The 22469-nt window shown below is 56.5% G+C and carries 21 protein-coding genes and 1 pseudogene; 12 read left to right on the forward strand and 10 right to left on the reverse strand.

Going from position 1 to position 22469, the window contains the following annotated elements:
- The 7 genes and pseudogenes from K325_RS0117465 to K325_RS0117495 all read left to right on the forward strand — a co-directional run.
- Positions 1-1194: type VI secretion system Vgr family protein (locus K325_RS0117465; protein ID WP_036193798.1), on the forward strand; the 1194-nt coding region annotated here is incomplete at its 5' end.
- Positions 1191-2132, forward strand: a complete 942-nt coding sequence (locus K325_RS0117470; RefSeq protein WP_029655551.1) for a DUF4123 domain-containing protein — start codon at positions 1191-1193, stop codon at positions 2130-2132. The genes K325_RS0117465 and K325_RS0117470, both read left to right, overlap by 4 nt.
- Positions 2129-3034, forward strand: a complete 906-nt coding sequence (locus K325_RS0117475) for a VRR-NUC domain-containing protein (protein WP_029655552.1) — start codon at positions 2129-2131, stop codon at positions 3032-3034. Before K325_RS0117470 ends, K325_RS0117475 begins: the two co-directional genes overlap by 4 nt.
- 25 nt (positions 3035-3059) lie before the next feature.
- On the forward strand, positions 3060-4025 hold the full coding sequence (locus tag K325_RS0117480) for a type VI immunity family protein (RefSeq protein WP_029655553.1): 966 nt from the start codon (positions 3060-3062) through the stop codon (positions 4023-4025).
- Complete coding sequence (locus K325_RS0117485) at positions 4018-4395, forward strand: hypothetical protein (protein WP_029655554.1); 378 nt, start codon at positions 4018-4020, stop codon at positions 4393-4395. Before K325_RS0117480 ends, K325_RS0117485 begins: the two co-directional genes overlap by 8 nt.
- 130 nt (positions 4396-4525) lie before the next feature.
- A pseudogene (locus K325_RS0117490) lies at positions 4526-6406 on the forward strand (RHS repeat-associated core domain-containing protein); the annotation flags it as partial.
- 476 nt (positions 6407-6882) lie between these two features.
- On the forward strand, positions 6883-7104 hold the full coding sequence (locus tag K325_RS0117495) for a hypothetical protein (RefSeq protein WP_029655556.1): 222 nt from the start codon (positions 6883-6885) through the stop codon (positions 7102-7104).
- 259 nt (positions 7105-7363) lie between these two features.
- Here the strand turns inward: K325_RS0117495 and K325_RS0117500 are convergent, their stop codons facing one another.
- A complete protein-coding gene (locus tag K325_RS0117500) occupies positions 7364-7597 on the reverse strand; it encodes a VOC family protein (RefSeq protein WP_265596849.1) in 234 nt (77 codons plus the stop codon).
- Between the two features lie 62 nt (positions 7598-7659).
- On the opposite strand from K325_RS0117500, the gene K325_RS18150 reads away from it, so the two are divergent.
- Positions 7660-9609: a hypothetical protein gene (locus K325_RS18150; RefSeq protein ID WP_156836631.1), complete on the forward strand. Its 1950-nt coding sequence runs from the start codon at positions 7660-7662 to the stop codon at positions 9607-9609.
- Between the two features lie 100 nt (positions 9610-9709).
- Here K325_RS18150 and K325_RS0117510 read toward each other — a convergent pair whose 3' ends face one another.
- Positions 9710-10654: a bile acid:sodium symporter family protein gene (locus K325_RS0117510; RefSeq protein ID WP_029655558.1), complete on the reverse strand. Its 945-nt coding sequence runs from the start codon at positions 10652-10654 to the stop codon at positions 9710-9712.
- A 200-nt stretch (positions 10655-10854) separates the two neighbouring features.
- Complete coding sequence (gloA, locus tag K325_RS0117515; protein ID WP_029655559.1) at positions 10855-11295, reverse strand: lactoylglutathione lyase; 441 nt, start codon at positions 11293-11295, stop codon at positions 10855-10857.
- Between the two features lie 64 nt (positions 11296-11359).
- On the opposite strand from gloA, the gene K325_RS0117520 reads away from it, so the two are divergent.
- The 3 genes from K325_RS0117520 (at position 11360) to K325_RS0117530 (ending at position 14153) form a co-directional block, all read left to right on the forward strand.
- Entirely contained in the window at positions 11360-12271 is a 912-nt protein-coding gene (locus K325_RS0117520; RefSeq protein WP_029655560.1) for a DUF1853 family protein, read from the forward strand.
- A gap of 132 nt (positions 12272-12403) precedes the next feature.
- Positions 12404-13807, forward strand: a complete 1404-nt coding sequence (locus tag K325_RS0117525) for a hypothetical protein (RefSeq protein ID WP_029655561.1) — start codon at positions 12404-12406, stop codon at positions 13805-13807.
- Positions 13779-14153, forward strand: a complete 375-nt coding sequence (locus K325_RS0117530) for a hypothetical protein (protein ID WP_029655562.1) — start codon at positions 13779-13781, stop codon at positions 14151-14153. The genes K325_RS0117525 and K325_RS0117530 overlap by 29 nt, the downstream gene beginning before the upstream one ends.
- A gap of 66 nt (positions 14154-14219) precedes the next feature.
- On the opposite strand, the gene K325_RS18885 is transcribed toward K325_RS0117530, so the two are convergent.
- Positions 14220-14756: a cold-shock protein gene (locus K325_RS18885; protein ID WP_029655563.1), complete on the reverse strand. Its 537-nt coding sequence runs from the start codon at positions 14754-14756 to the stop codon at positions 14220-14222.
- A gap of 168 nt (positions 14757-14924) precedes the next feature.
- On the opposite strand from K325_RS18885, the gene K325_RS0117540 reads away from it, so the two are divergent.
- Entirely contained in the window at positions 14925-15143 is a 219-nt protein-coding gene (locus tag K325_RS0117540) for a SlyX family protein (protein WP_029655564.1), read from the forward strand.
- 36 nt (positions 15144-15179) lie between these two features.
- Here K325_RS0117540 and dapE read toward each other — a convergent pair whose 3' ends face one another.
- The 6 genes from dapE to map all read right to left on the reverse strand — a co-directional run bounded on the left by dapE (position 15180) and on the right by map (position 22415).
- Positions 15180-16310 carry a succinyl-diaminopimelate desuccinylase gene (gene dapE, locus K325_RS0117545; protein ID WP_029655565.1) on the reverse strand — a complete coding sequence of 377 codons (1131 nt, stop codon included), beginning with the start codon at positions 16308-16310 and terminating at the stop codon, positions 15180-15182.
- 81 nt (positions 16311-16391) lie between these two features.
- Entirely contained in the window at positions 16392-17420 is a 1029-nt protein-coding gene (gene dapD, locus K325_RS0117550; protein WP_029655566.1) for a 2,3,4,5-tetrahydropyridine-2,6-dicarboxylate N-succinyltransferase, read from the reverse strand.
- A 41-nt stretch (positions 17421-17461) separates the two neighbouring features.
- Complete coding sequence (locus K325_RS0117555; protein ID WP_029655567.1) at positions 17462-17803, reverse strand: ArsC family reductase; 342 nt, start codon at positions 17801-17803, stop codon at positions 17462-17464.
- Positions 17800-19002, reverse strand: a complete 1203-nt coding sequence (gene dapC / locus K325_RS0117560; protein WP_029655568.1) for a succinyldiaminopimelate transaminase — start codon at positions 19000-19002, stop codon at positions 17800-17802. The genes K325_RS0117555 and dapC overlap by 4 nt, the downstream gene beginning before the upstream one ends.
- Positions 18999-21644 (reverse strand): [protein-PII] uridylyltransferase, encoded by a 2646-nt coding sequence (locus tag K325_RS0117565; RefSeq protein ID WP_029655569.1) that lies wholly within the window; start codon positions 21642-21644, stop codon positions 18999-19001. Before K325_RS0117565 ends, dapC begins: the two co-directional genes overlap by 4 nt.
- Entirely contained in the window at positions 21645-22415 is a 771-nt protein-coding gene (gene map, locus K325_RS0117570) for a type I methionyl aminopeptidase (RefSeq protein ID WP_029655570.1), read from the reverse strand. It abuts the gene before it with no gap.
- Positions 22416-22469 lie beyond the last annotated feature (54 nt).

Raw genomic sequence — 22469 nt, forward strand, 5'->3', positions numbered from 1 at the left:
CGGCCAGACTTCACCCCCGGCGCCAAAGTGGAACTGCAGGACCACGACAGCCAGACCCTGAACCGCGAATGGCTGCTGACCGCCATCACCCACACCGGCAAACAGCCCCAGGCCCTGGAAGAAGAGGGCGGCAGCGAACCCACCAGCTACCACAACACCTTCAGTGCCGTTCCGGCCGACAAAACCTGGCGCCCCCTGTGCAACCACAAACCCATGATGGACGGCCCCCAGATGGCCCTCGTCACCGGGCCCGAGGGTGAAGAAATCCACTGCGACCAATACGGCCGGGTGAAAGTAAGATTCCCGTGGGACCGCTACTCCAAGAACGACGAACACAGCAGCGCCTGGCTGCGCGTGGCCCAGGGCTGGGCCGGCGGCCAATACGGCTTTATGGCCCTGCCCAGAATCGGCCACGAAGTCATCGTGTCTTTCCTCGACGGCGACCCGGACCAGCCCATCATCACCGGAAGAACCTACCACGCTACCAACACACCGCCGTACGCGCTGCCGGAACACAAAACCCGGACCACCCTGAAGACCAAAACCCACAAGGGCGAGGGCAGCAACGAACTGCGCTTTGAAGACGAAGCGGACAAAGAACAGATCTACGTGCACGCCCAGAAAGACCTGGACCTGCTGACGGAAAACAACCGCACCGAAGTCATCAGGAACGACAGCCACCTGACGGTGGAGAACCACCAGTTCAGCCACATCAAAGCGGCGGACCATTGCACCACCGACGGTGAAAACCGGCTGTCCGTTGGCGCAGACTGCAGTCAGGCCGTGGGCGGCACCTACCATCAGAAAACCGCCCGCACCATGGCCTCAGAAGCTGGCACCGAAGTGCATCACAAGGCCGGTGCCAAGGTGGTGCTGGATGCCGGGGCAGAGCTGACGATTTCCGGGGGCGGGAGCTTTATCAAGCTGGACCCCAGCGGGGTTACGTTGAGCGGGCCGGGGATCAAGATTAATTCCGGGGGCAGCCCGGGGAGTGGTTCGGGGCAGGGAGCGAGTGGGCCAGTGTTGCCGCAGGATGTGGAAAAAAATGTTTACGAGATGGTTGAATCGGTCTTCCTGCCAACCGGCTTTGCGGAAACCGAAGGGCAGGCGATAGCCATTAAACAGGCCGCTGTGAACGGAAAGCCCTTCTGCAAAATCTGCTCTGAGCGCATGACACAAGGGGGCCGCGTATGAAATGGCCGTTTTCCAGTGGCCAGCGGGCCTTTGTTATTGTAGATGCGGCGTTACCTGGGTTAAGGGCAAAGTGGTACGAACTGGCGGGAACCAGCGACAGCATTCCCCTGTACAACGGAACACCCTTTGCACACCTCTTAGAGGTGTCCCCGATACTGGCCGAGATTAACCCCGACCATAAATTCCTGAGCTGGGCGCACCAGTCCTCCCCATCAAACAACTGGGGGGTATTGCTGACTGCCGATGCAAACTTGGCGGAGTTGGCAGCCCATTTACGAAAGTCTCTCACCCTTGTTGATGAAAATGACAGCGAGGTGCTGTGCCGTTTTTACGATCCGGACATCCTGCCTGTCTTTTGGCAATCGCTGAGTGTGTCCGAGCAGCAGACCTTTGCCGGTCCCGTAACCCAGTGGGCCGCCCGACAACTGGGTGAAGAGGCCTGTTGGCTCAGTGAGTCTGTTGAACGGGGGGCGCAGTCGACTTGGCAAACGCTTAAGCCTTTATGGCTTCGGTTAACTGAGCAACACATCCAGGCCATGAGACCGATCTACCATCGCCACCGGGTGCAACAGGCGGTGGTGCAATTAAACCAGTCAATGACCTGGCGGCTTATGCATCTGGCGAATGAGATTGTCGTTCAACGGATTGACGAGACCGTACAGGCGATCTATCGATGGCATGAGGCGCCAAGTCCCCAGGAAACACTCACTTTCTGCCAACTGTGCTTAGAGCGCTGTTCCCACTTTTATCGGGCTGCCCGGGCAGAGGAACTCCTGGCATCAGCGAATCTGGCGCAGGCTTTGGTTGACATCGAACGCGACCTGGCCGAACAGACGGACCACTACGCCCCCCACCACGACCCGGACTGGATGCCGTCGTATGACGAAACGGCCCTGATCAGCAAGCGCCGTAAACAACGTTGGAGTGATCAAGGATGACAGCCACCGAGCAATGCCCGATCTGTAACGACATAACCCCCAAACTGGCGTTTATTTGCAGCTTCGTCTGCTTTTGCAGCGTCAACCCCATGCAGTCCCAGACCGGCCGCAACATGAAGCAGATGTGTGTCGATGCTTCCCTGGATGCGGTGAACCAGGTCTCGGATACCGGTATCCGGCCGCAGGTTGGGTATTACATGCCCTTGGCGCCGGGGCTAGTTCCACAGCCACTAATGCTCAAGGATAGAATGGGGCAAGAAACGGCTGAACCGATCCGCAACTTTGGTCATATGATTAATAGGATTCGAAACCTAAAGACTCCGGCCGATGCGTTGCTCAAAGATGAGATTGAGCAATACAGTAAAGGCGAGCTTCGTATACCGGATGCCGTAGTTCTGCGAGACGCTGCCGGGTTGCCAACTCAGGACAACCTGCTGGGGGTGGTGGAGGTCAAATTTCGAGGGGACCGCTGGGGAGACGGACAGGCAGAAGCCTATAGACGGATTGCTGGTTCTCGAAATGGCTTGCACGAACTCAACGAGGACACTTGCAAGTGCAACGGTACAGAACAGCAATTGGTACCTGAAGACTCCTTGCAGCCTGCGCGGGATTTGTATGAGCAGGAAGAAGAGCATGGGCTGGGTGATTCGTTGTTGCTCGGGTTGGAAGTGTTGGCCATCGGCGTTGCGATGACAGCGCTGGTGCTGGATGATGCCACCGGGATCGGAACGGCGGACGATGTTCTGCTGGCACCTCTGGGGGCGAGGGCGGCGCTCCAGAGCGCCCGTTTTTACCGGGGAACCTCTACTGTGGTTCGTGGAAGCAGTGAAGCCGCCAAACTCGTTGCGCAGAGGATGTCATCATTGCGTCCAAGCTTGGAGCGCATCGGAGCCGCATTTTAAGCTTCAGGACAGGGGAAGACTTACCGTGGATGAACTGAAAGAACTGATGACTGTGGAAGACGCCGATGGTGTCATGCTTAAACTTAGCTTGAACGTGGAAATATACTTCCGTAATGCCTGGCGTGCGGATGTCCGGGAGGCGGTACTGGCGGTCTTCAATGAATACCGGGAGTATTTCGGCCAGGAATTCAAGTGGACCACCAACCCGAATACCGGTCGCTGGAAAAGCCTGAAGAAAACGCCTTACCCATACCCGGATGAGTGGTTGTTGGATGTACCGCAGGACGAACAGTGGGAGTTTGTTTTCCATGGTGGGGAAAAGAAGACCGACGCCTCCGATGTGGATGTGGTGTCACTTGGTAGGAGAGTAAATAAAGGGGATGAAGGGGCTGCGTCCCTTGATAGTTTCTTGTCGTATATCTATATGCATTTCCCCATCGACTTCTTCATGGATCGTGAGGAAAAACTGCCATCTGTATTCAATCGTTGGTGTAGCTTGCTGAACGCCGAACAAGCCTATGCGGGATTTGGTTTGGCTATTTCTCATGGTTATGAAACCCGGGTAGACCCCTTGGTGTATCAGTTAGGTCAGCGTTTCCCTGGACTGAATATCAGTGATCGGATATCTCATTCCGATGATTTGGTTTGCAACATTAAAACCCCCAATTGGCTTACGGCTATCTGCCAACCCTATGTGGATCAACTCGGTGGTGAGGCTGTATTGCAGGAAACGTTGCCAGATGGTTGGATGTCATCCTACGACGGCGGCGTGATAATACAAGCCGGTTCCAAGCCTCTTCTTGGAGACCGAGAGCAGAGCCTGGATGTGGCCCCCTATCGAAAGGCAGCGCAAGTCTTGCGACCGATTCGTTCCACTGATCATGATGGGATAGCTATGGGGCGGGTGGATGGTGCGAAAGTTTTCAATGCCCCTGAGTATCAGGAGTGGCTGTCTCGCTTCGATGGAGAGCCGGAGGTGAGTCATGACTGACACCCTGGCAATGGATCTGATGCCTGCACAGTGGTTTCCAGACATTGAGTTGACTCGGCTTGCGGTAGGCGAGCGCAGCATTGATATCGTTGGTGCCGGCGAGTGGGCCTTGCAGGGAGATCTGGTGCTGTTTGAGGGCAAAGGCACCCTGCGTCTTTCGTTGACGGAAGCTCCAAGGGTGGAAATCTGGAATGGCGAAACCTGGCAGGTGCTCCCCGAAGATTTTCTGGAGCATGCGACGACCGTCACTCACCTCCAATACGACCGGGCGAGCGGCGAGGTCGTGGTCAATGCTCGTGCGGGGGACAAGCAGGCCAAGATTCGGCTGGCGGGTATGCTCACCGGTGTGGAGTGGTGCCCGGTTTCATAGGGTCGAGCCACATCTATACGTGTGGCCAGGACGATTTAACTGATCGATCCCCCCCTCTGTCAAGGTAGTTGGAACCTCACCTGATGTTAGACTCTGTAAATGAAATGGGGCGAGACAGAGCAAAACCGGCCCGGACGGTCGTGCTCACAAGTGGTGCTGGAACAGCCAGGGCCAGCTGATTGAGGAAACTACTCCCACCGGGGCGTTCTACCAATACCGCTACGATGAGTTTGGCCAGCTTCTGGCCAAGAAGGACGCCCGGGGTGCCATTACCCGATACCGGTACGATGGCCTTGGACGAGTTACAGAAGAAATACTCTCAGCCAACCGGTCTCGTCATTACAAGTACAATGCGTACAACAAGGTCACCCGTTTTGTGGACGAGCAAGGGCGGGAAACCCGTTACGAGGATGACAACAATCTTCACCTGCTCACTCGTCGCATCAACCCGGACGGCAGCGAGCTTCGTTACCGTTATGATCACCACCGGTTCCTGCTGACTCACATCGAAAATGAGCGAGGTGAAGCCTACCGCATCGACTATTACCCGAACGGGTTGGTCAAACAGGAGAGTGCGTTTGATGGCCGTCGCACCGCTTACCAGTATGACCTGAATGGCCATCTGACGGAGAAGGCTGAGTACGGCACTTCCAGTGAGGTCCTGCAAACCACTGCCTATGAGCGGGATGAACTCGGCCAGTTGCTGAAGAAGACGCTACCCGATGGCCGCGAGATTCAGTACGGCTATAACGCGGACGGCAAACTGATCGGGGTTGATGATGGCCACTGGCCGTTGGCATTCGAGTACGACGAATTCGGTTTGTTGAAAACCGAACATCAGGGCTGGGCCAGCCTTCGTTATCGTTATGATGAATTTGATCGCCTGAACGAAATGGTACTGCCGGACGGCCAGGCGCTGGCTTACCACCGGGACGCAGCCGGGTTGTTGTCAGGCATCGACCTGAATGGCCAACCGCTGACCCGCCACAGAATGGCTTCCACCGGCGAGGAAATCGAACGGCAACAGGGTGATCTGCTGAGTGCCTATGTCTATGACGACGAAGGCCGCCTGACCCAGCACCGGATTCATCAGGGCCGCCTCAAAGACATCAGCGCTCAGCGCGACTACCAGTACGATCCCAACGGCAACCTCAAGAGCATCCAGGACAGCCGCAAAGGGCTCAGACAATACGTCTACGATCCGATGGATCGTTTGGTGGGCGTGCGAGGCGATCTCTATGAGCAACTCATACACGACCCGGCCGGCAACCTCCTGGAGCAAAACCTGGGGGCTTCAAGCGGTCAATCTGCCAATGTGCGCGGTAACCGGCTTACCATGCACGGTGACAGCTACTTCGAATACGACGAATTCGGCAACCTGATTGAGGAACGTCGAGGCAAAGGCCAGAAACTGGTCACCCGGTATACCTACGACTGCGAGCACCAACTCACGAGCATCACCACCCCGGATGGCAACACCTGGCACTACGAATACGACGCCTTCGGCCGCCGTATCGCCAAAACCAACGGCCTGACACGAACCGAATTTCTCTGGCAGGGCGACCGCCTCATTGCTGAAGAAACCGGGGATCAGTACCGCACCTATTTATACGAGCCTGACAGCTTCAAACCCCTGGCGCTGTTAGATGGCCACGGCCCGGAAGAAGCCGCAGTCTATTACTACCACCTGGACCATTTGGGAACACCCCAGGAACTGACCAACCAGCAGGGCGAACTCGTTTGGTCGGTGACCTACCGCGCCTACGGTAATGTGGTTCAGCAACAAGTCGCAGAAATCGACAACCCGCTCCGCTTCCAGGGCCAGTACCACGACCCGGAAACCGGCCTGCATTACAACCGGCATCGATACTACAACCCGAATACCGGACGATTTATCACACCGGACCCGATTGGTCTTGCGGGTGGGTTGAATAATTATCAGTATGTGCCTAATCCGACGGGGTGGGTGGATCCGTTGGGGTTGGCGGCATACGAGAAACGTTCACCTGATAGTTCAATAAACACTGAACTTCAGGCTAGCCTTCGTTCGCTGCCTGAGGGCAGCTATAGGGTGATAAATCAGGTTGATACGCCGGAAAAACTCGGGTTTGCCAACAATAGGGCGCTTGAAATCGAATTGCTGCAGGACGTCGACGGAGTAAGATTCTACGGAGGCGATGCTGCAAAAGAAGGTGCTTTCGTTGCCGTAGGAAAAATTCCGAATAACTTACAGCATGCACGTCAGCATTTGGCGCTTAGTCCGTTCTATGATGCTTCGGGCCGATCCGTTTATAACACAATGGATAATCTGGTAGATGTTCGTATTCAGAAAGCTGCGAAAGTTTTGATCGGCGAGGTGGCACCTCAGCAATCTAGGGCCGGTAGGCTTTATTCCGGGGGGGGAACGCAGATTCTAACTCAACATTGGCTGCCCGAAAACTCGGGGAAAGTTATTTATATGAAGTCGGAAAAGGTGCGCTAGTTGATATGAAAACTGTGCAGTTCGTTGGTGAAACGCAGGATAAAAAGTTCTGCTTTGTTTTCCAAGATGAAGAAAAGGAAAACTACTATCTTGATGAAGACGTGTGTCGCGTCTCTGGCCTGAGCCCTTTAATTTATGACCAATTGACTACTAACCGTTCTTTTTTGGTTAGATTTGAGGAAAAGAGTGGTGTTCGTTACATAGTCAGTATAGCGCTAGGGGATTAGAGTGCTACTGAGCAATTGAGCCAGACCTCATTGAGGAGGGGTGAGCCATAAGAAGGAGGAGTTGGTGGCGTTATCGGGCCAGCCTCAGCGCTACTTGGGTACCGCGCAGCAATTGCACGATGTACCGAGGCTGGAACCATTCGACACTAGATGCCGTCACCGCTGAACATGCCCGTCGCACCGGCCGAAACCCTCACTTTCGGCGCGATTCTGTAATGGCTGGACCGAAAACCGACGCCATTACAGAATCGAAGTTGCTTTACCAACTCCCCACATTCTCCATACTCGCCCAAGGTTCCCGAACCGGCAACGCATCGCCTTTCTGTAGCAACTCAATGGAAATGCCGTCCGGTGTCTTTATGAACGCCATATGGCCATCCCAGGGTGGGTGATTGATGGTGACGCCGTTGGCCTGGAGTTTCTCGCACAGGGCGTAGATATCGTCCACGCGGTAGGCCATATGGCCGAAGTTGCGGGGTAGAACCCGTCCGATATTTTGCGGTTGATCAGACCACGGAAATCGGGGTGTCTGGCAGAGGTGGGTCGGTTAACAGGATGACCAGTGTTCTGCGCAGCGAAGTGCTTGGTGTGGATGCTGGCGTGGTTGAGCTCCAGTCCGGTGTGGTGAAAGCTGTGGAACGAGGACGTGGGCGGACACTTGCAGACACCGAGTCGGGCGAGGCACAAAGCAGTAGTGAAAAACTTCTGGTCGATTTTTTGCGGTCTGGAGTTGTAGAGCAGGTCAGTGTTCATGGTGTGCTCAAAGAGAGCACTCACCAGAATCCGGATGCCCTGACGAGCATTAATGATCGGCCAGACGCTCTGCGGACTCTACTTCTTCGCAGCCTGAGTGTTTTTCCTTGGTATCCAGGCCAGTTTCCAAATGAAGATCTGGCGATTGGATTATCCTGGCAGACTGAGAATCAACAATGGGGCGGGGCAATCCTTCAGGGAATGCAGTTCGAAGTTACTCAGCTGGATAGTCAGACGGTGACTCTGGAATTTGCAACCGTCGGAGAGCAAGATCTGCCGGCGGATGTAGATTCAACCACAAATAGTTTTAGCGTTGCTGGCTACCTCGAGCTTGAACGCACAACAGGCTGGCCGCGGCAGGCTAGTGTTCAGATAAGCACTGAAGAGCAGCGCCAAGGGGTAACCTTTCAGATTACCAGTCGCCTGAAGGTCAGGCAGTCAGAGGTTGATCCAGGGCCAGACACCGAGAGACTGCTGTCTATGGCCAAAATATCGTTGCAATCTCGCCCCATCGATACCTCGAACGCTGTCTTTAACGACTACTTCAAACCCCCTTTCAGTCCGGAACCGGTGGAGACGACCCTCGATGAGATCCAGAGAACCCTGTTGTGGTTTGGTCTGGAACCGTTTGATTATGGCTATGGACGGGGCGAGGGGGTTGAGTCACAGGTGAATTCCTCCAATCTTCAGGAGGCAACGATCCATCCGGTTACCCGAGTTCGGTTGCTGGATACAGGTGGCGAACCGGTAACGGAAAATGCAATTCCTAATCCCGACTTCAGAGTGCTCAAATCTTCGGTCGGTGGCGCGCCTGCCGGCGCGAGAATTCCTTTCCTTCGTCACCAGATGACTCAGGATCAGCTAGAGCGGGTGAGCGTGATTGAATTTAAGGCTCCGGTAACCTTACCTGATCAAGAGTATTCGGTCCTTCTCGATAAGAAGGATAAGGCGATGGAACTGGAAAACGCCGGGCTTAAACTGATCATCGAAGCATGGGATGCTGAAGTGGTACGTATTCGGGTATCCGAGACCGGTGGAACACCGCCAGGGGCTCGACCAATGATTATGGGGTATCCGATAGAAGAATCGGGCGAGCCGGTGCCTCAGTTTGGTCTGCGCATGACCCATTCTGCTTTCGAGTCTGTTCTGGGCGCCATGAAGACCGCGCCCCGCAGCGGAAGAGCAATGGCAGCTGCATTGATGCAGGGCCTTGACGCAATGCCACCCCACGAAAAAAACGGCGACTTTATCTTTGAGTTCAGCCGCACGTCAGCTCCCTTGCCAGAGCGCTTCAGGTTTCACTACATGAGCACTCTCACCAAAGAGATGACGTTCACAGCACCCGCCGCCAGACCAATGATGACGGGTGGTGAGGTTGTGGGCGAGCGAACCTTGTATCGAGGGAATGTGCCGCGCTTTGACTTCAATACACCGAATAGCAAAGCCTCGCCTTATCATATGAAACGTATCTCTGTTCGTGCGGAGCTACCTGGGAATGATGCCCGTTTTGAGCATGTTGCCAGGGGGGCATTGAAGGTTAGTAAGGGGCAGTTAGATGCACTCCTCAAAGTAAAATCAACGTTCGATCTGAGTCATCTGCCTATAGTTGCATACAACCAGAACGGGAAGGCATTGGTCCCCCTGTGGCATAACCACGGCGGTGAGTCACTTGAAAGGTTGGAGGACGGTGGTGCTTTGCTGCGTTTTTGGGGCGGCATCGAATCGGTCGACTATCCGGTCAAAGGCGGGTAAGCCTGTATAGTAGGCTGGGGCGTTGATCCAAGGTCTTGGGCCAGCGGCCAGAAATGACAGGCATTTATGTTGCCTGCCAGGCCTGGCCGCCTTCGATGCCTCAGTTTGCGCTGGCCTGCTGGGCCTCTGGGCTTTCCTCCGCCCCGTGGCGCGACCAGTAGCCGGCGAGAATAGAGCCGGAAATGTTGTGCCATACCGAAAACAGAGTGCCAGGAATGGCCGCCACCGGTGTGAAGAATTTCATGGCCAGTGCTGTTGCCAATCCGGAGTTTTGCAGTCCCACTTCAAAAGCGATGGTGCGGCAGATGGTTGCTTCAAATCCGAAGAGTCGGGCGAGGCCGTAGCCGAGGGCAAGCCCAAGCCCGTTGTGACAGATGACAGCAATAGCGATGGCGACGCCGTGGGCCGCAAGATTGTCTTTGTTAAGGGCGACGACAATGGCGACGATCATGACGATGGAGACCATGGAAATGAGCGGCAACGCGGGCTCGATGCGTTTGATCTGGGAGCGGGCGAGGGTGTTGATGGCTACGCCGATGCCGACGGGAATCAATACGATTTTGACCAGGCTCATCAGCATGGCCGCAACAGGGACGTCTACCGATTTGCCGGCAAGCAGCCCGGTCAGCAGAGGGGTGAACAAAACCCCAAGCAAGGTTGAGATTGCGGTCATGGAGATGGAAAGCGCCACGTCACCTTTGGCGAGGTAAGCCATGACATTGGATGAGGTGCCGCCAGCTACACTACCCACCAGCACCATGCCTACCGTTTGTTCAGGGCTGAATCCCATCAGCAGGCTGATGACAAGTGCGAGTACCGGCATTATCGAGAATTGGAGAATCACGCCGAGGGTAATGGCGCCTTTGCGCCGGGCCGCATTGACGAAATCGGACGGGGTCAGTGTCAGGCCCATGGCGAGCATGATGAGAGTCAGCAGCGGAACGATCGCGCTCTTAAAGCTGATGAAAAGTGATGGCTGAACATAGGCAACGATAGAAAAGAGTATGGCCCAGAGTGGGAAGAGCTGGGTAATTCTGGCAATCATTGGGGTGGTCCTGGCAAGAGAAAAGAGGTTCGTTCTCCCGTACAGCCATGCAAGCCCTGGATCACAGCAACCACCGGGCACGGGATGCGGATGCGAGCCTGAGCTTTTGGCGCTGGCGGCATCCGAAAAGAGAGCTTATGTTATCTTGCTAACGTTGGGCTGGCCAGTGGCCGTTCGGGGAACTGGATGCCTGCTGGAGGTTACCAGTTCCCCACATTCTCCATACTCGCCCAGGGTTCCCGAGCCGGCAGCGCCTCGCCTTGCTGCAACAACTCAATAGAGATGCCATCCGGTGTCTTGATAAACGCCATATGGCCATCCCGGGGCGGGCGGTTGATGGTGACGCCGTTGGTCTGGAGTTTCTCGCACAGGGCGTAGATGTCGTCTACGCAGAAGGCCAGATGGCCGAAGTTGCGGCCGCCGGTGTATTCTTCCGGATCCCAGTTGTAGGTCAGTTCGATCATGGGCGCCTTGCCTTCCCGGGCCCTGTCTTCGTCTTCCGGGGCGGCGAGGAACACCAGGGTGAAGCGGCCTTTTTCGTTGCTCTTGCGGCTGATTTCTACCATGCCCAGCAAATCGCAGAAGAAGTGCAGCGTGTCGTCCAGGTTACTCACCCGGATCATGGTGTGCAGGTATTGCATAAGGTACTCCTTGGCTGGCCAGGTTCTCAATTGTGTACCCCTCAGTTTACGGTATTCTTCGGCTATGACTAAAAACGAGATTACCGAGACGTTGCTGGCGTTCGAGGTGCCGGCGGTTCGGCACCTGGCCTGGTTGTGTCTGGCGCCCCAGCTGTTACGACATGACTTTCGCTTTAATCCTGCTTCCCATCTGTCGCCAGCGTTTCTGGAGACACTGACACAGTGGGACCAGAACCCGGAGACTTTGCCGGCTCGTCTGGCGGAAGATCCGGAGCGTCGGTTGGGCCACTATTTCGAGCGGTTGTACGAGGTGTTGTTACGGGATCTGCTCGGGTGGGAGATTGTGCTTCAGAATCAGCAAGTACAGGCCGAAGGGCGGACGTTGGGGGAGCTGGATTTTCTGGTTCGCAATAGCGATACCGGGCAGCTTGAGCATCACGAGATTGCCATCAAGTTCTATCTGGGCTTCGCCACAGGACAGACGCGAGTCCGTTGGTACGGACCCAATGCCCGGGACCGGCTGGACTTGAAGACCGAGCGGTTGGTTAACCACCAAAGTCGCTTGTGTCAACGGCCGGAGACCCAAACGTTGCTGGCCGGTGTCGGCGTGAACGAACCGGTGACGCCTCGAATCTTCATGCCCGGCTATCTGTTCTATCCCACGGAGCGATTGTTGCCTGAGCTGCCAGCACAGGTGCCGAAGGGCCACCTGACCGGTGATTGGATGAGGATTGACGCTGCCTGTCAGCAAGAGGTCTCGTGCTGGGTGCCTCTGTTCAAGCCTGACTGGATTGGTCCCTGGGCTCAATCGGCTGCCCCGGATGCGGCATTGGCGAGGGCGGCTCTCGAGCGCGTTGAGAACGCAGGGGTGCCTCAGTTGTTCGCTATTATGGCGAGGCATTCGGAATCAGGCCGCTGGCTGGAGGTAAACAGGGTATTCGTTATGCCGCTTCAGTGGCCAGGCACGGCCGCTTAAGACCATTGTAGGGGCTGTTCCGTTCACAGAAACGAGCGTTAGCCGTTGTCACATTCGTGACACGGTTCTAGAATTCCCGGCTGACCAAATGGCATCAGGACGATGTCTCAAGCCCAAGGAAGGAGAGGCCCAATGGAAGATTGGCAAGGATGTCTGTCTCCGGAGTGTCAGACCGCACTGTTGATGGCCCGAGAGAGTGTCGGGCGCCGGGGCGGCTCTGTGATTACAGTTGAAGATTTTCTGCTGGCATTGCTCGATGCCATCCCTGCAATTCCTCCGTTTCTGCGCCGTCAGAGCATTGATCTGGACGAACTCGTTCGCACCATTCAGGGTGAGCAGCCGATCGTCACCGAAGTGGTGGGGGATGGGGATCTGTCTTCGCAGTTGATCTACTGGATCTCGTCGGCCAGGGAAGCGGCAGAAGAACCCTGGCTTGGCTGGCCCCGGTTGTTCAAAGCCCTGGCTTCCCAATGTGAGCGGCTACAGGATAAAGCCTATGTGGCGGTTCTGGAGCTGGTCAGTGACTGGTCTGCGGCGAACGGTGAGGGAGCGCCTGCAAGGTGTGATGCCTCGTTCACTCCGGTAGCAATCACCGATCTGGACTGGTTGTCACTGGTAGAAGACGTAGCGGTAGCGTTGGCCGCCAACCCGGAGGCATTAATCTGGGTTCGTGGGGCCAAGGGAGCCGGGAAAACCTCGTGGTTACAGTCGTTGCTGGCAACGTCTGGGTTGCCCTGGGTGCAGGTGGACCCAAGAAGAGAATCCGAAGTGCTCTCGTGTGATCAACCGGTTGTGCCTTCTTATGGCTCTGCCTCAGAGCGCTGGCCAGTGCTGGTGCTGGATAATGTCAGCCCTGCGGATTTGATGACACTGATGTCGGAGCCTTTAGGGTTGATGAGAGAGCTGGTGGTTGGCTGGTCCGGGCCAATCCTGTTGGTAGGTCGCGGTTCCGCAATCGATTCAGGCAGTGAGGTTCGGCTGGGGCATGTGTTGGGGCGGGAACCTGAAGCCCTGGATCTGCCCTTGGTGAGCGCCGGTCAGCGAAAGGCTATTCTGACGGTACATCAGCCTGCGATTGAAAAGCGCTGGAGTGTCCAGATATCTCCGGCCGCATTGGACTACGCGGCTTCCCGGCAAAGCAGTTGCGTCGCCGGCCCTGGTGGTATGCTGCAATGGGTGAAACGCGCCTGCGCCAGGCTTGATCTGTTTGCCAGTCGGGGCCCGGTGTTGTCGCTGGCGCTCGCGGGTCAGCGCGAAGTCTGGCAGCGACAATCTCTGGTTGCGTTGGCCCGGGGGGAAGAGGCCGGTGCTTTAGAGCAGATGGAAGAAGCGTTGATGGTTGAGCAGGCTGCGATGGATGTCGGCTGGCATGAGCGCAAACGTGCAGGAACGTTGAGGCGATTGCTAGTGGAAGATCTGCGTGAGGAACTCGAACGATGGGTTGCAGCGAGGCCCGGGCCAGTTCACTATGTGCGGCATTGCGAACAACGGCAGGGAGAATCCTTGGGTGCAGGATCTGGAAATCTACATTCGTGACCTTGAGCCGGGCGCCGTGTCGCGCTGGCTGAAGGGGCAGCTCGATGAGTTGCAGTTGGATGATGCGGACGTTGGTTCCGTCATTAAGGGAGCGGCAGTCTATGGTGGAGCGCGAGTGCGCATTACCCTTTATCCGGGGGCGTTTGGTAAGCGTTTCACCTCACTGGTGATAGAAGGCGGGGCTTTGCCCTGGAACAGCGATCTGGACTGTGCCCGCAGTGCCTGGCGAGCCTTGGATACCGAAGTCCGCTGCAGCCCGGGCGACTGGAAGGAAGGTGACTCGGTGGAAGACGAGAAGTGGTGGAGGCTGGATCATCGCGGCGAACAGTTGGTGGCCTGGAATTAACCGGGTGCCGAAATCACAAAAAAAGCAGCCCGGGGGCTGCTTTTTTATTGGCAGAAACCTGAACGGTTAGTCGCTCAGGATAGAAACATTGTCTGCCTGAAGGCCTTTGTCGGCTTCAACTACATCGAAACGAACCAGTTGGCCCTGGCGAAGTACGCGACGACCGCGACCACGGATGGCGCGAAAATGCACAAAGATCTCGTCGCCGCTGTCACGCACGATAAAGCCGAAACCTTTTTTGACGTTGAACCATTTAACGGTGCCTTCCTCATCGCCTTCGGGCGTGCTGTCGTCAAAATCGTCTTCTTCATCATCGTATTGGTTGCTGGGGTTGGGCGCGCGGGGTGCCTTTCGGGCGTTGGAGCCCTGAGAGGCGCTCTGGATGCTGGCAAGGGTAATTGCGAGAAACGCAGCAACGGCAATGACAACGAACGCGAACAGATAAGCCGCTACGCCACCCTGGCTGCCCAGAGCTTCCAGGCCCTGGCCCATCGCCAGAATCTTGAGGGGTTCCGGAGTGGTGGTCAGCAGAAGGCCGAGGACAAACGGTGCCGGAATCGCGATCAGAATGGCGACAAGGATCGCTTTGGCTGGATTACGCATTGGTTGGTTATTCTCCATGGTTTAACACTAACGATAAAAAGCCAGACATCGGGTAACATGGCATGTCTGGCCGGTGAACGCCGCTAAGGCTCAGGAGTTCGGATTATCCTGCCATAGGCGGTAAAAGGCGGCATGATACCAGATTACCGAAAGGGCTGACCAAACCTCATGAGCAAAAATTCTCTGGAACAACGGCTTGCTGAACTGGAAATGCGACTTGCGTTCCAGGATGAGCTGATCAACACGTTGAGCGATCAGGTGGCCAGGCAGGAGATGGATATTCGGGAGCTGTGGGATGCAAAGAAAATGCTGCACAAGCAGTTAAAGGATATCTCGCCATCGAACATCCGGCGGGAAGACGAAGAAACGCCCCCGCCACATTACTGATCCCGGGGCTCGCCAGGAGCCCCGGAATTCGTAGGTTTACCCCAGCAGTTCCACCAGAATCTGTTCGTAGATCTCAGACAGGGTATCCAGGTCGTCGGCCTTCACGCACTCGTCCACTTTGTGGATGGTGGCGTTGATCGGGCCGAGCTCGAGGACCTGAGCACCCGTGGGTGCGATAAAGCGGCCGTCGGAGGTGCCGCCAGACGTTGACAGTTCCGTTTCCCGGCCAGTCACTCCGCGGATGGCACTCTGTGCGGCAGAGACCAGGGCGCCCTTGTCGGTCAGGAAAGGTCGGCCGCTGAGGTGCCATTGCAGGTCGTATTTCAGGTTGTGTCGGTCGAGTATGGCAACCACACGCTCTTCAAGGCTTTCTGCCGTGTTCTCAGTGCAGTAGCGGAAGTTGAAGTGTACCAGGCACTCCCCGGGCACGATGTTGCTGCCAACGCCGGCTTCGATGCGGGTGATCTGGAAGGTCGTCGGCGGGAAGAAGTCATTTCCGTTATCCCAGAATTCTTTGGCAAGAGCGTCCAGTGCCGGGGCTACGTCATGCACCGCGTTCTCCGCGAGGTGCGGATAGGCAACGTGGCCTTGAACGCCGTGAACGGTCAGGTACCCGTGCAGGGAGCCGCGGCGGCCATTCTTGATCACATCACCGACCTGGTGTGTACTGGAAGGCTCGCCGATCAGGCACCAGTCCATTTTCTCATTGCGTGCTTCGAGCGTTTCCACCACCTTAACGGTGCCGTCCTGGGCCGGGCCTTCTTCGTCACTGGTAATAAGAAGGGCTATGGAACCGCGGTGGGCCGGATGATTCGCCACAAAGCGCTCGCAAGCGGTGATGAAGGCTGCCAGGCTGCCCTTCATGTCTGCTGCGCCTCGGCCGTAGAGGTAGCCATCCTTAATCACCGGATCGAAGGGAGGGTGCGCCCAGTTTTTCTCTGGTCCGGTGGGAACGACATCGGTATGGCCGGCAAACGCCAGGACCGGGCCGTCGTTGCCTTTCCTGGCCCACAGGTTGTCCGTATCGCCAAAGCGGAGGCGTTCGCCACCGAACCCTAACGGGGCGAGGCGCGACATCATCAGTTCCTGGCAGCCGGCATCGTCTGGCGTTACAGACTCTCGGCGGATGAGGTCCATGGCGAGTTCCAGGGTGGGCGAGAGTGACATAGAGGCGACCTGTTCGAATAGAGGCGAGAAATAAAAGCACAGAACCCGCTCACAGACGGGTTCTGTGGTGAGCGCTTTGCCTTAGTTGTTGGCGTGCAGCTCTTCGTTAAGTTCAATAGCAGATTTGTTGGTTTTGCATTCCACCGCACCAGTCTGACTGTTGCGACGGAACAGAAGGTCACTCTTGTTCGCCAGGTCCCGGGTTTTTACCACTTCGACCAGCTGGTTGTTGTCGTCGAGCAAGGCAACTTTGGTGCCAGCCGTGAGGTACAGCCCTGCTTCGACTGTGCAGCGGTCGCCAAGGGGGATACCAATACCGGCGTTGGCACCCAACAGGCAGTTCTCGCCAACGGAGATAATGATGTTGCCGCCGCCAGAGAGCGTGCCCATGGTCGAGCAGCCACCACCCAGGTCGGAACCTTTGCCAATCATCACGCCAGCGGAAATGCGGCCTTCAATCATGCTGGTGCCTTCGGTCCCGGCATTGAAGTTGATAAAGCCTTCGTGCATGACGGTGGTGCCTTCGCCCACATAGGCGCCCAGACGTACACGCGCGGTGTCAGCAATGCGCACGCCTTTGGGGACCACGTAATCGGTCATCTGCGGGAATTTGTCGACCGACTTCACTTCCAGAATCCGGCCTTCCATGCGCGCTTGTAGCTGGCGCTCGGGCAGTTCGTTCAGGTCGATGGCGCCTTCATTGGTCCAGGCCAGGTTGGGCAGCAGGCCAAAGATGCCATCGAGTTTCAGGCTGTGAGGCTTCGCCAGACGGTGAGAGATCAGGTGTAGCTTGAGATAGACCTCTGGCGTGCTGGATGCTGTGTCGTCGGTTGCCAGGACAGTAACCACGACCGGACGTTTGCTTTCTCCGGCTTTCTCGGCCAGTTTGGCCTGATCTGTCCGACCCAGCTGGCGAAGCGCGTTGGCAAACTGAGCCAGTTGTTCTGCTTTAACACTGATGGCCTGATTGCCGCCCTTATAGTCCAGCGCGGACTCAACCACGTCGATCAGGTCTTTGTCGGGGGTCATGATCGGCTGCTGATAATAAACCTCCAGCCACTCGCCCTGGTTGTTCTGAGTGCCGATGCCGATGCCGAATGCAAAACTCATCTGGTGGTTGCTCCTGTTGTCATTAAATTGTCAGAAAATGTTCAGTCCAGCCACGCAGCCCAGTCGCCTGCGTTGAATCCCACGCTCACGTCTTCCCCGCGTTCCACCACAGGACGTTTGATGATTGAGGGATTGTCCAGCATGACCTGGTGGGCAGATTGGGCGCTAATGGTATCACGAACCTCATCGGGAAGTTTCCGCCAGGTGGTGCCCCGTTTGTTCAGAAGCGTGTCCCAGCCAATGGCTTGTTCCCACTGGCTGAGTTTTTCGCTGGTCAGGCCGTCTTTCTTGAAATCATGGAACTGGTATTCAATACCTTGCTCGTCCAGCCACTTCCGGGCTTTTTTAACCGTATCGCAGTTGCGGATGCCATATAATTTCATTGCTCAAAGCCTTTTACGAATTCAACAATACGTCTCGCCGCTTCGACACACTCTTCGAGCGGCGCCACCAGTGCCATGCGAACACGGTTCTCGCCCGGGTTGTGGCCATTGACGGTCCGGGACAGGTACCGGCCAGGCAGCACGTGGACGTTCTGTTGCGCCGACAATTCGCGGGCGAAGGTCTCATCGTCAATGGGGGTTTCGGGCCAGAGGTAGAAGCCGGCGTCCGGAAAGTCGACCTTCATGACTTCCCGGAGGATGGGTACAACCGCCTCAAACTTGGCCCGGTAGGCAGCCCGGTTCTCCAGAACATGGGCTTCGTCATTCCAGGCGGCAATACTTGCCAGCTGGTTGTGAATCGGCATGGCACAGCCGTGATAGGTGCGGTACTTCAGGTACCCGGCCAGCACGTCGGCGTCGCCGGCAACAAACCCGGAGCGCAGACCTGGCAGGTTGCTGCGCTTGGACAGGCTGTGAAACACAATGCAGCGTTTGAAATCGTGACGACCAATCGCCGCGCAGGTTTGCAGCAGCCCTTCGGGAGGCGTTGCTTCGTCCGGGTACAGCTCTGAATAGCATTCGTCGGAGGCGATCAGAAAATCATGGCGATCGGCCAGTTCGATCACCTTGGCCAGCGTGTCTCGCGGAATCACGGCGCCACTGGGGTTGCCCGGTGAGCACAGAAACAGGATCTGACAGTTGTCCCATACGGATTCCGGTACAGAATCGAAATCAGGAATGAAGCCATTGCTGCCGTCGCAGGGCAGGTAAACCGGGGTGGCTCCTGCCAGAAATGCAGCGCCTTCGTAGATCTGGTAGAAGGGGTTGGGGCTAACGATGGAGGCAGATTTGCTGGCGTCGGTAACGGCTTGAACCAAGGCGAAAATCGCCTCTCGGGTTCCGTTTACCGGGACCACGTGCCGGTTGGGGTCCAGGGATTCCGGAGCCAGTTCAAAGCGCCGGGTGGCCCATTCTGCAATGGCCTGGCGAAGCTCGTCTGTACCTTTGGTGGTCGGGTAATTTGCCAGTTTGTCCAGATTGTCGGCGATCACGTCTTTCACAAAAGCCGGTGACGGGTGTTTGGGTTCACCAATCCCCAATGAAATAGCCGCCAGGTGTTCCGGTACAGAGATGCCTGCTTTCAGCTTGGCCAGCTTCTCAAAAGGGTAGGGATGAAGTCGTTCCAGGTTGGGGTTCATTGAATCTCGTCCAGCATTTTACAGAGGTCCTGTTGAAGGGCCTGGCACACGCCCGGGTCGCGCAAGGGTTCACCTTGTTCATCGGTGATGAAGAAAACGTCTTCCACCCGCTCGCCCAGTGTGGCGATTTTTGCATTGGTCAGCCGCACCCGGTGTTCGAGCAGTACCTGACCGATCCTGGCCAGCAGGCCAGGGCGGTCCGGAGTGATCAGTTCCATAACGGTGCGCTGGTTTATGGTGTCGTTGGAGAAGGTCACTTCCGTGGGAAAGGCAAAGTGTTTCAGTTGCCTTGGCGTTCTCCGATGGATGATGTCCGGGTAATCTTCCGGGTCGTCCAGTTCCTCAATCAGGCGTCTGCGCACCCGTTCTTTTCGGGCGGGATCTATGCCCAGAGGCTGCCCTTTGTCATCCAGCACAACGTAGGAGCTGATGGAGCAGGGGCTCTCGGTTGAGTTAATCCGGGCATCCACGATGTTCAGGTTCAGTTGCTCCAGAACGGCGGTGGTTGCTGCAAACAGGGCCACCCGGTCTTTCATGTAGATGATGATCTGGGAGTAGCCATCCGTTGGGCCGCCCCGGGTATCACGGATCAGAACCAGGGGGTCGGGATTGTCGCCATGGCGGATAATGGCGGCGGTTTGCCAGGCAATATCCACGGTCGAATCCTGAAGAAAGTATTCGTCGTCGACGGTATTCCAGATCAGGTCGATCTGATCATCCGTCATGTTCTGGGCCCGCAGTATTTCCCTGGCTTCTTCCTGTGTCGCCCTGATCCAGGACTGCCGGTCGACTGGGGTGTCGGTACCGCGCCGCAAAGCCCGTTTCGTCTCGATGTAGAGCTGGCGAAGCAGGGACGCCCGCCAGGTATTCCAGAGTTTTGGGTTGGTGGCGCTGATGTCACAGACTGTCAGGATGTAAAGGTAGTCCAGATGAGCCAGGCTGGGCACAGCCCGGGCGAATGCCTGAATGATGTCGGGGTCTGATATATCCTTGCGCTGCGCGGTCATCGACATCAGCAGGTGGTTTTCCACCAACCAGGAAACCAATTGGGTGTCCCGCTCGCTCAGGTGATGGCGTTCACAGAAGTTTTCTGCATCAATGGCGCCCAGTTCGGAGTGATCACCACCGCGGCCTTTGGCTACGTCGTGGTAAAGCCCGGCGATAAACAGGGTTTCCAGTTTCGGGAGTCTGTGAATCAGGCGTGAGGCCAGAGGGTATTCGGTGCGGGCTTCGGAGCTGTTCAGTCTCACCATGTTGCGGATCACTCGCATGGTGTGAGCGTCGACCGTGTAGATATGAAAAAGGTCGTGCTGCATCTGGCCAATAATCTGACCAAATTCCGGCAGGTACCGGCCCAGCACATTGTACTTTTTCATGGCTGAGAGGGTCTGGTCCAGAGCGTGCGGGGTTCGCAGGAGCTCCATGAACAGCGTCGTGACTGCCAGGTCTGACCGGAATGCGTCGTCAATCAGATGGCGATGTGCCCTTAGGGAACGGATCGTTGTCGCGCGGATGCCTTTGATCTCCGGATGCTGGGCAATCAGCACGAAGATTTCCATGATGGCGTAGGGCGCGTAGGCGAAGACCTGATTGTTAATGGCCTCGATATACAGGTTCCGAACCTGAAAACGTTTGTTCAGGGGCCGTATCTCATCTTGGCCGCCGCCACCAATGATGGCCTCATCGTAGTATTGCAGGATGACATCTGCCAGTTCGGCGAGAGCGAGAACTGTCCGGTAGTACTGTTGCATCATCAGTTCGACACCGAGACGCTTGCCTTCGTCGTGGTAGCCAAGCATCTGGGCGAGGGCGCGCTGGTGATCAAACAGCAGCCGGTTTTCGTTGCGGTCAGCGAGCAGTTGCAGGCCGTAACGGAGTTGCCAGAGGAATGTTTCACCCTGGTGGAGAATCTGGTGTTCTTCTTCGGTCAGTATGCTGAAGCGGGTGAGGTCTGCGGTGTTCTGCAGGCCAAAATGTCGTTTGGTAATCCAGCCAATGGTCTGGATATCTCTGAGGGCGCCGGGTGAGCCTTTTACGTTGGGCTCAAGATTGTATTCTGTGTCCCCGTATTTTTTATGGCGCGCCTGCTGTTCTTCCTGCTTGGCCAGGAAGTAGTCCCGGTCTGAACTGATATCATCGGAGTAGGCTTTCTCGCTCAGCTCTGCCCGCAAGCCGTCTGGTCCGGCGATGGTGCGGGTTTCCAGAAGGTTGGTCAGAATGGTGATGTCTTCCCGGGCGGCCTGAACCGAATCTTCCAGGCTGCGAACGCTGTGCCCGATATCCAGCTTGAGATCCCACAAGAGGGTAATAAAAGCGCTGAGATCATCCTGCCAGCTTTCCTCTGTGCCGTGGCGGGTGAGGATGAGCAGGTCGATGTCAGAGTGCGGGTGAAGTTCGCCCCGGCCATAGCCGCCAACGGCTACCAGGGCAATGTCTGAGGAGCGGGAAAAGGGGTACCGATTCCAGATCAGGCGGAGCACTTTGTCGATGGTGTTGGCCCTGGCGTGCACCAGGGCCCTGACATCTGCGCCTTGCCGAAAGGCTTCGGCATCGGCGTTGTAGCTTTCCCGCAGCAGCTCGCGAGCGGCGAACACCGGTGAGGTGTCGTGACTGATCCGGAATTCCAGCTCGCTCCGGTCCACTTAGAACGACTCTTCCGATCGTCGTGTGAGGACCTCATAGCCGTCAGCGGTCACCAGGATCGTGTGTTCCCACTGAGCTGAGAGTTTGTGGTCTTTCGTCACGGCGGTCCAGCCATCGGCCAGCAGTTTGGTGTGGTACTTGCCCTGGTTGAGCATGGGTTCGATGGTGAACGTCATGCCTTCTTTCAGTTCCAGGCCGGTGCCAGGCTTTCCGTAGTGCATCACCTGAGGTTCTTCATGGAACACCTTGCCGATTCCGTGGCCGCAGTAGTCGCGGACAATGGAGTACCGGTGTTTTTCGGCATGCTGCTGAATAACGTGACCGATATCTCCCAGGCGCGCACCCGGTTTGACCAGCTCAATGCCCTTGTACAGGCATTCCTGGGTGATTTGTACCAGTCGCTCTGTACCTGGTTTGGGTTTTCCGACAACCCACATCTTGCTGGTGTCGCCGTGATAGCTGTCTTTGATCACGGTGACGTCGATGTTGATGATGTCGCCATCTTTAAGAACTTTCTTTTCGGATGGGATGCCGTGACAGATCACGTGGTTAACCGAGGTGCAGATAGACTTCGGGAAACCCTTGTAATTGAGCGGTGCCGGGATGGCCTGTTGCTCGTTGACAATGTAATCGTGGGCGATGCGGTCCAGCTCTTCAGTGGTCACGCCGGGCTTGACGTGTTCGTCGAGCATTTCCAGAACTTGGGCAGCCAGGCGACCGGCCACGCGCATCTTTTCGATTTCTTCGGGGGTCTTGATTGTTACCTGCATCGGGCTTCCTGTTGATTTGTATCAAACCGGCATTCTAAGGGGCGGGCCATAACT

The organism is Marinobacter daepoensis DSM 16072 (assembly GCF_000421165.1).
GTDB classification, from domain to species: Bacteria; Pseudomonadota; Gammaproteobacteria; order Pseudomonadales; family Oleiphilaceae; genus Marinobacter; species Marinobacter daepoensis.

Coding starts and splice junctions, on each gene's coding strand:
- K325_RS0117470 (WP_029655551.1), top strand. CDS start 1,191: ATGAAATGGCCGTTTTCCAGTGGCCAGCGGGCCTTTGTTATTGTAGAT.
- K325_RS0117475 (WP_029655552.1), top strand. CDS start 2,129: ATGACAGCCACCGAGCAATGCCCGATCTGTAACGACATAACCCCCAAA.
- K325_RS0117485 (WP_029655554.1), top strand. CDS start 4,018: ATGACTGACACCCTGGCAATGGATCTGATGCCTGCACAGTGGTTTCCA.
- K325_RS0117495 (WP_029655556.1), top strand. CDS start 6,883: ATGAAAACTGTGCAGTTCGTTGGTGAAACGCAGGATAAAAAGTTCTGC.
- K325_RS18150 (WP_156836631.1), top strand. CDS start 7,660: ATGACCAGTGTTCTGCGCAGCGAAGTGCTTGGTGTGGATGCTGGCGTG.
- K325_RS0117510 (WP_029655558.1), bottom strand. CDS start 10,654: ATGATTGCCAGAATTACCCAGCTCTTCCCACTCTGGGCCATACTCTTT.
- gloA (WP_029655559.1), bottom strand. CDS start 11,295: ATGCAATACCTGCACACCATGATCCGGGTGAGTAACCTGGACGACACG.
- K325_RS0117520 (WP_029655560.1), top strand. CDS start 11,360: ATGACTAAAAACGAGATTACCGAGACGTTGCTGGCGTTCGAGGTGCCG.
- K325_RS0117525 (WP_029655561.1), top strand. CDS start 12,404: ATGGAAGATTGGCAAGGATGTCTGTCTCCGGAGTGTCAGACCGCACTG.
- K325_RS18885 (WP_029655563.1), bottom strand. CDS start 14,756: ATGCGTAATCCAGCCAAAGCGATCCTTGTCGCCATTCTGATCGCGATT.
- K325_RS0117540 (WP_029655564.1), top strand. CDS start 14,925: ATGAGCAAAAATTCTCTGGAACAACGGCTTGCTGAACTGGAAATGCGA.
- dapE (WP_029655565.1), bottom strand. CDS start 16,310: ATGTCACTCTCGCCCACCCTGGAACTCGCCATGGACCTCATCCGCCGA.
- dapD (WP_029655566.1), bottom strand. CDS start 17,420: ATGAGTTTTGCATTCGGCATCGGCATCGGCACTCAGAACAACCAGGGC.
- K325_RS0117555 (WP_029655567.1), bottom strand. CDS start 17,803: ATGAAATTATATGGCATCCGCAACTGCGATACGGTTAAAAAAGCCCGG.
- dapC (WP_029655568.1), bottom strand. CDS start 19,002: ATGAACCCCAACCTGGAACGACTTCATCCCTACCCTTTTGAGAAGCTG.
- map (WP_029655570.1), bottom strand. CDS start 22,415: ATGCAGGTAACAATCAAGACCCCCGAAGAAATCGAAAAGATGCGCGTG.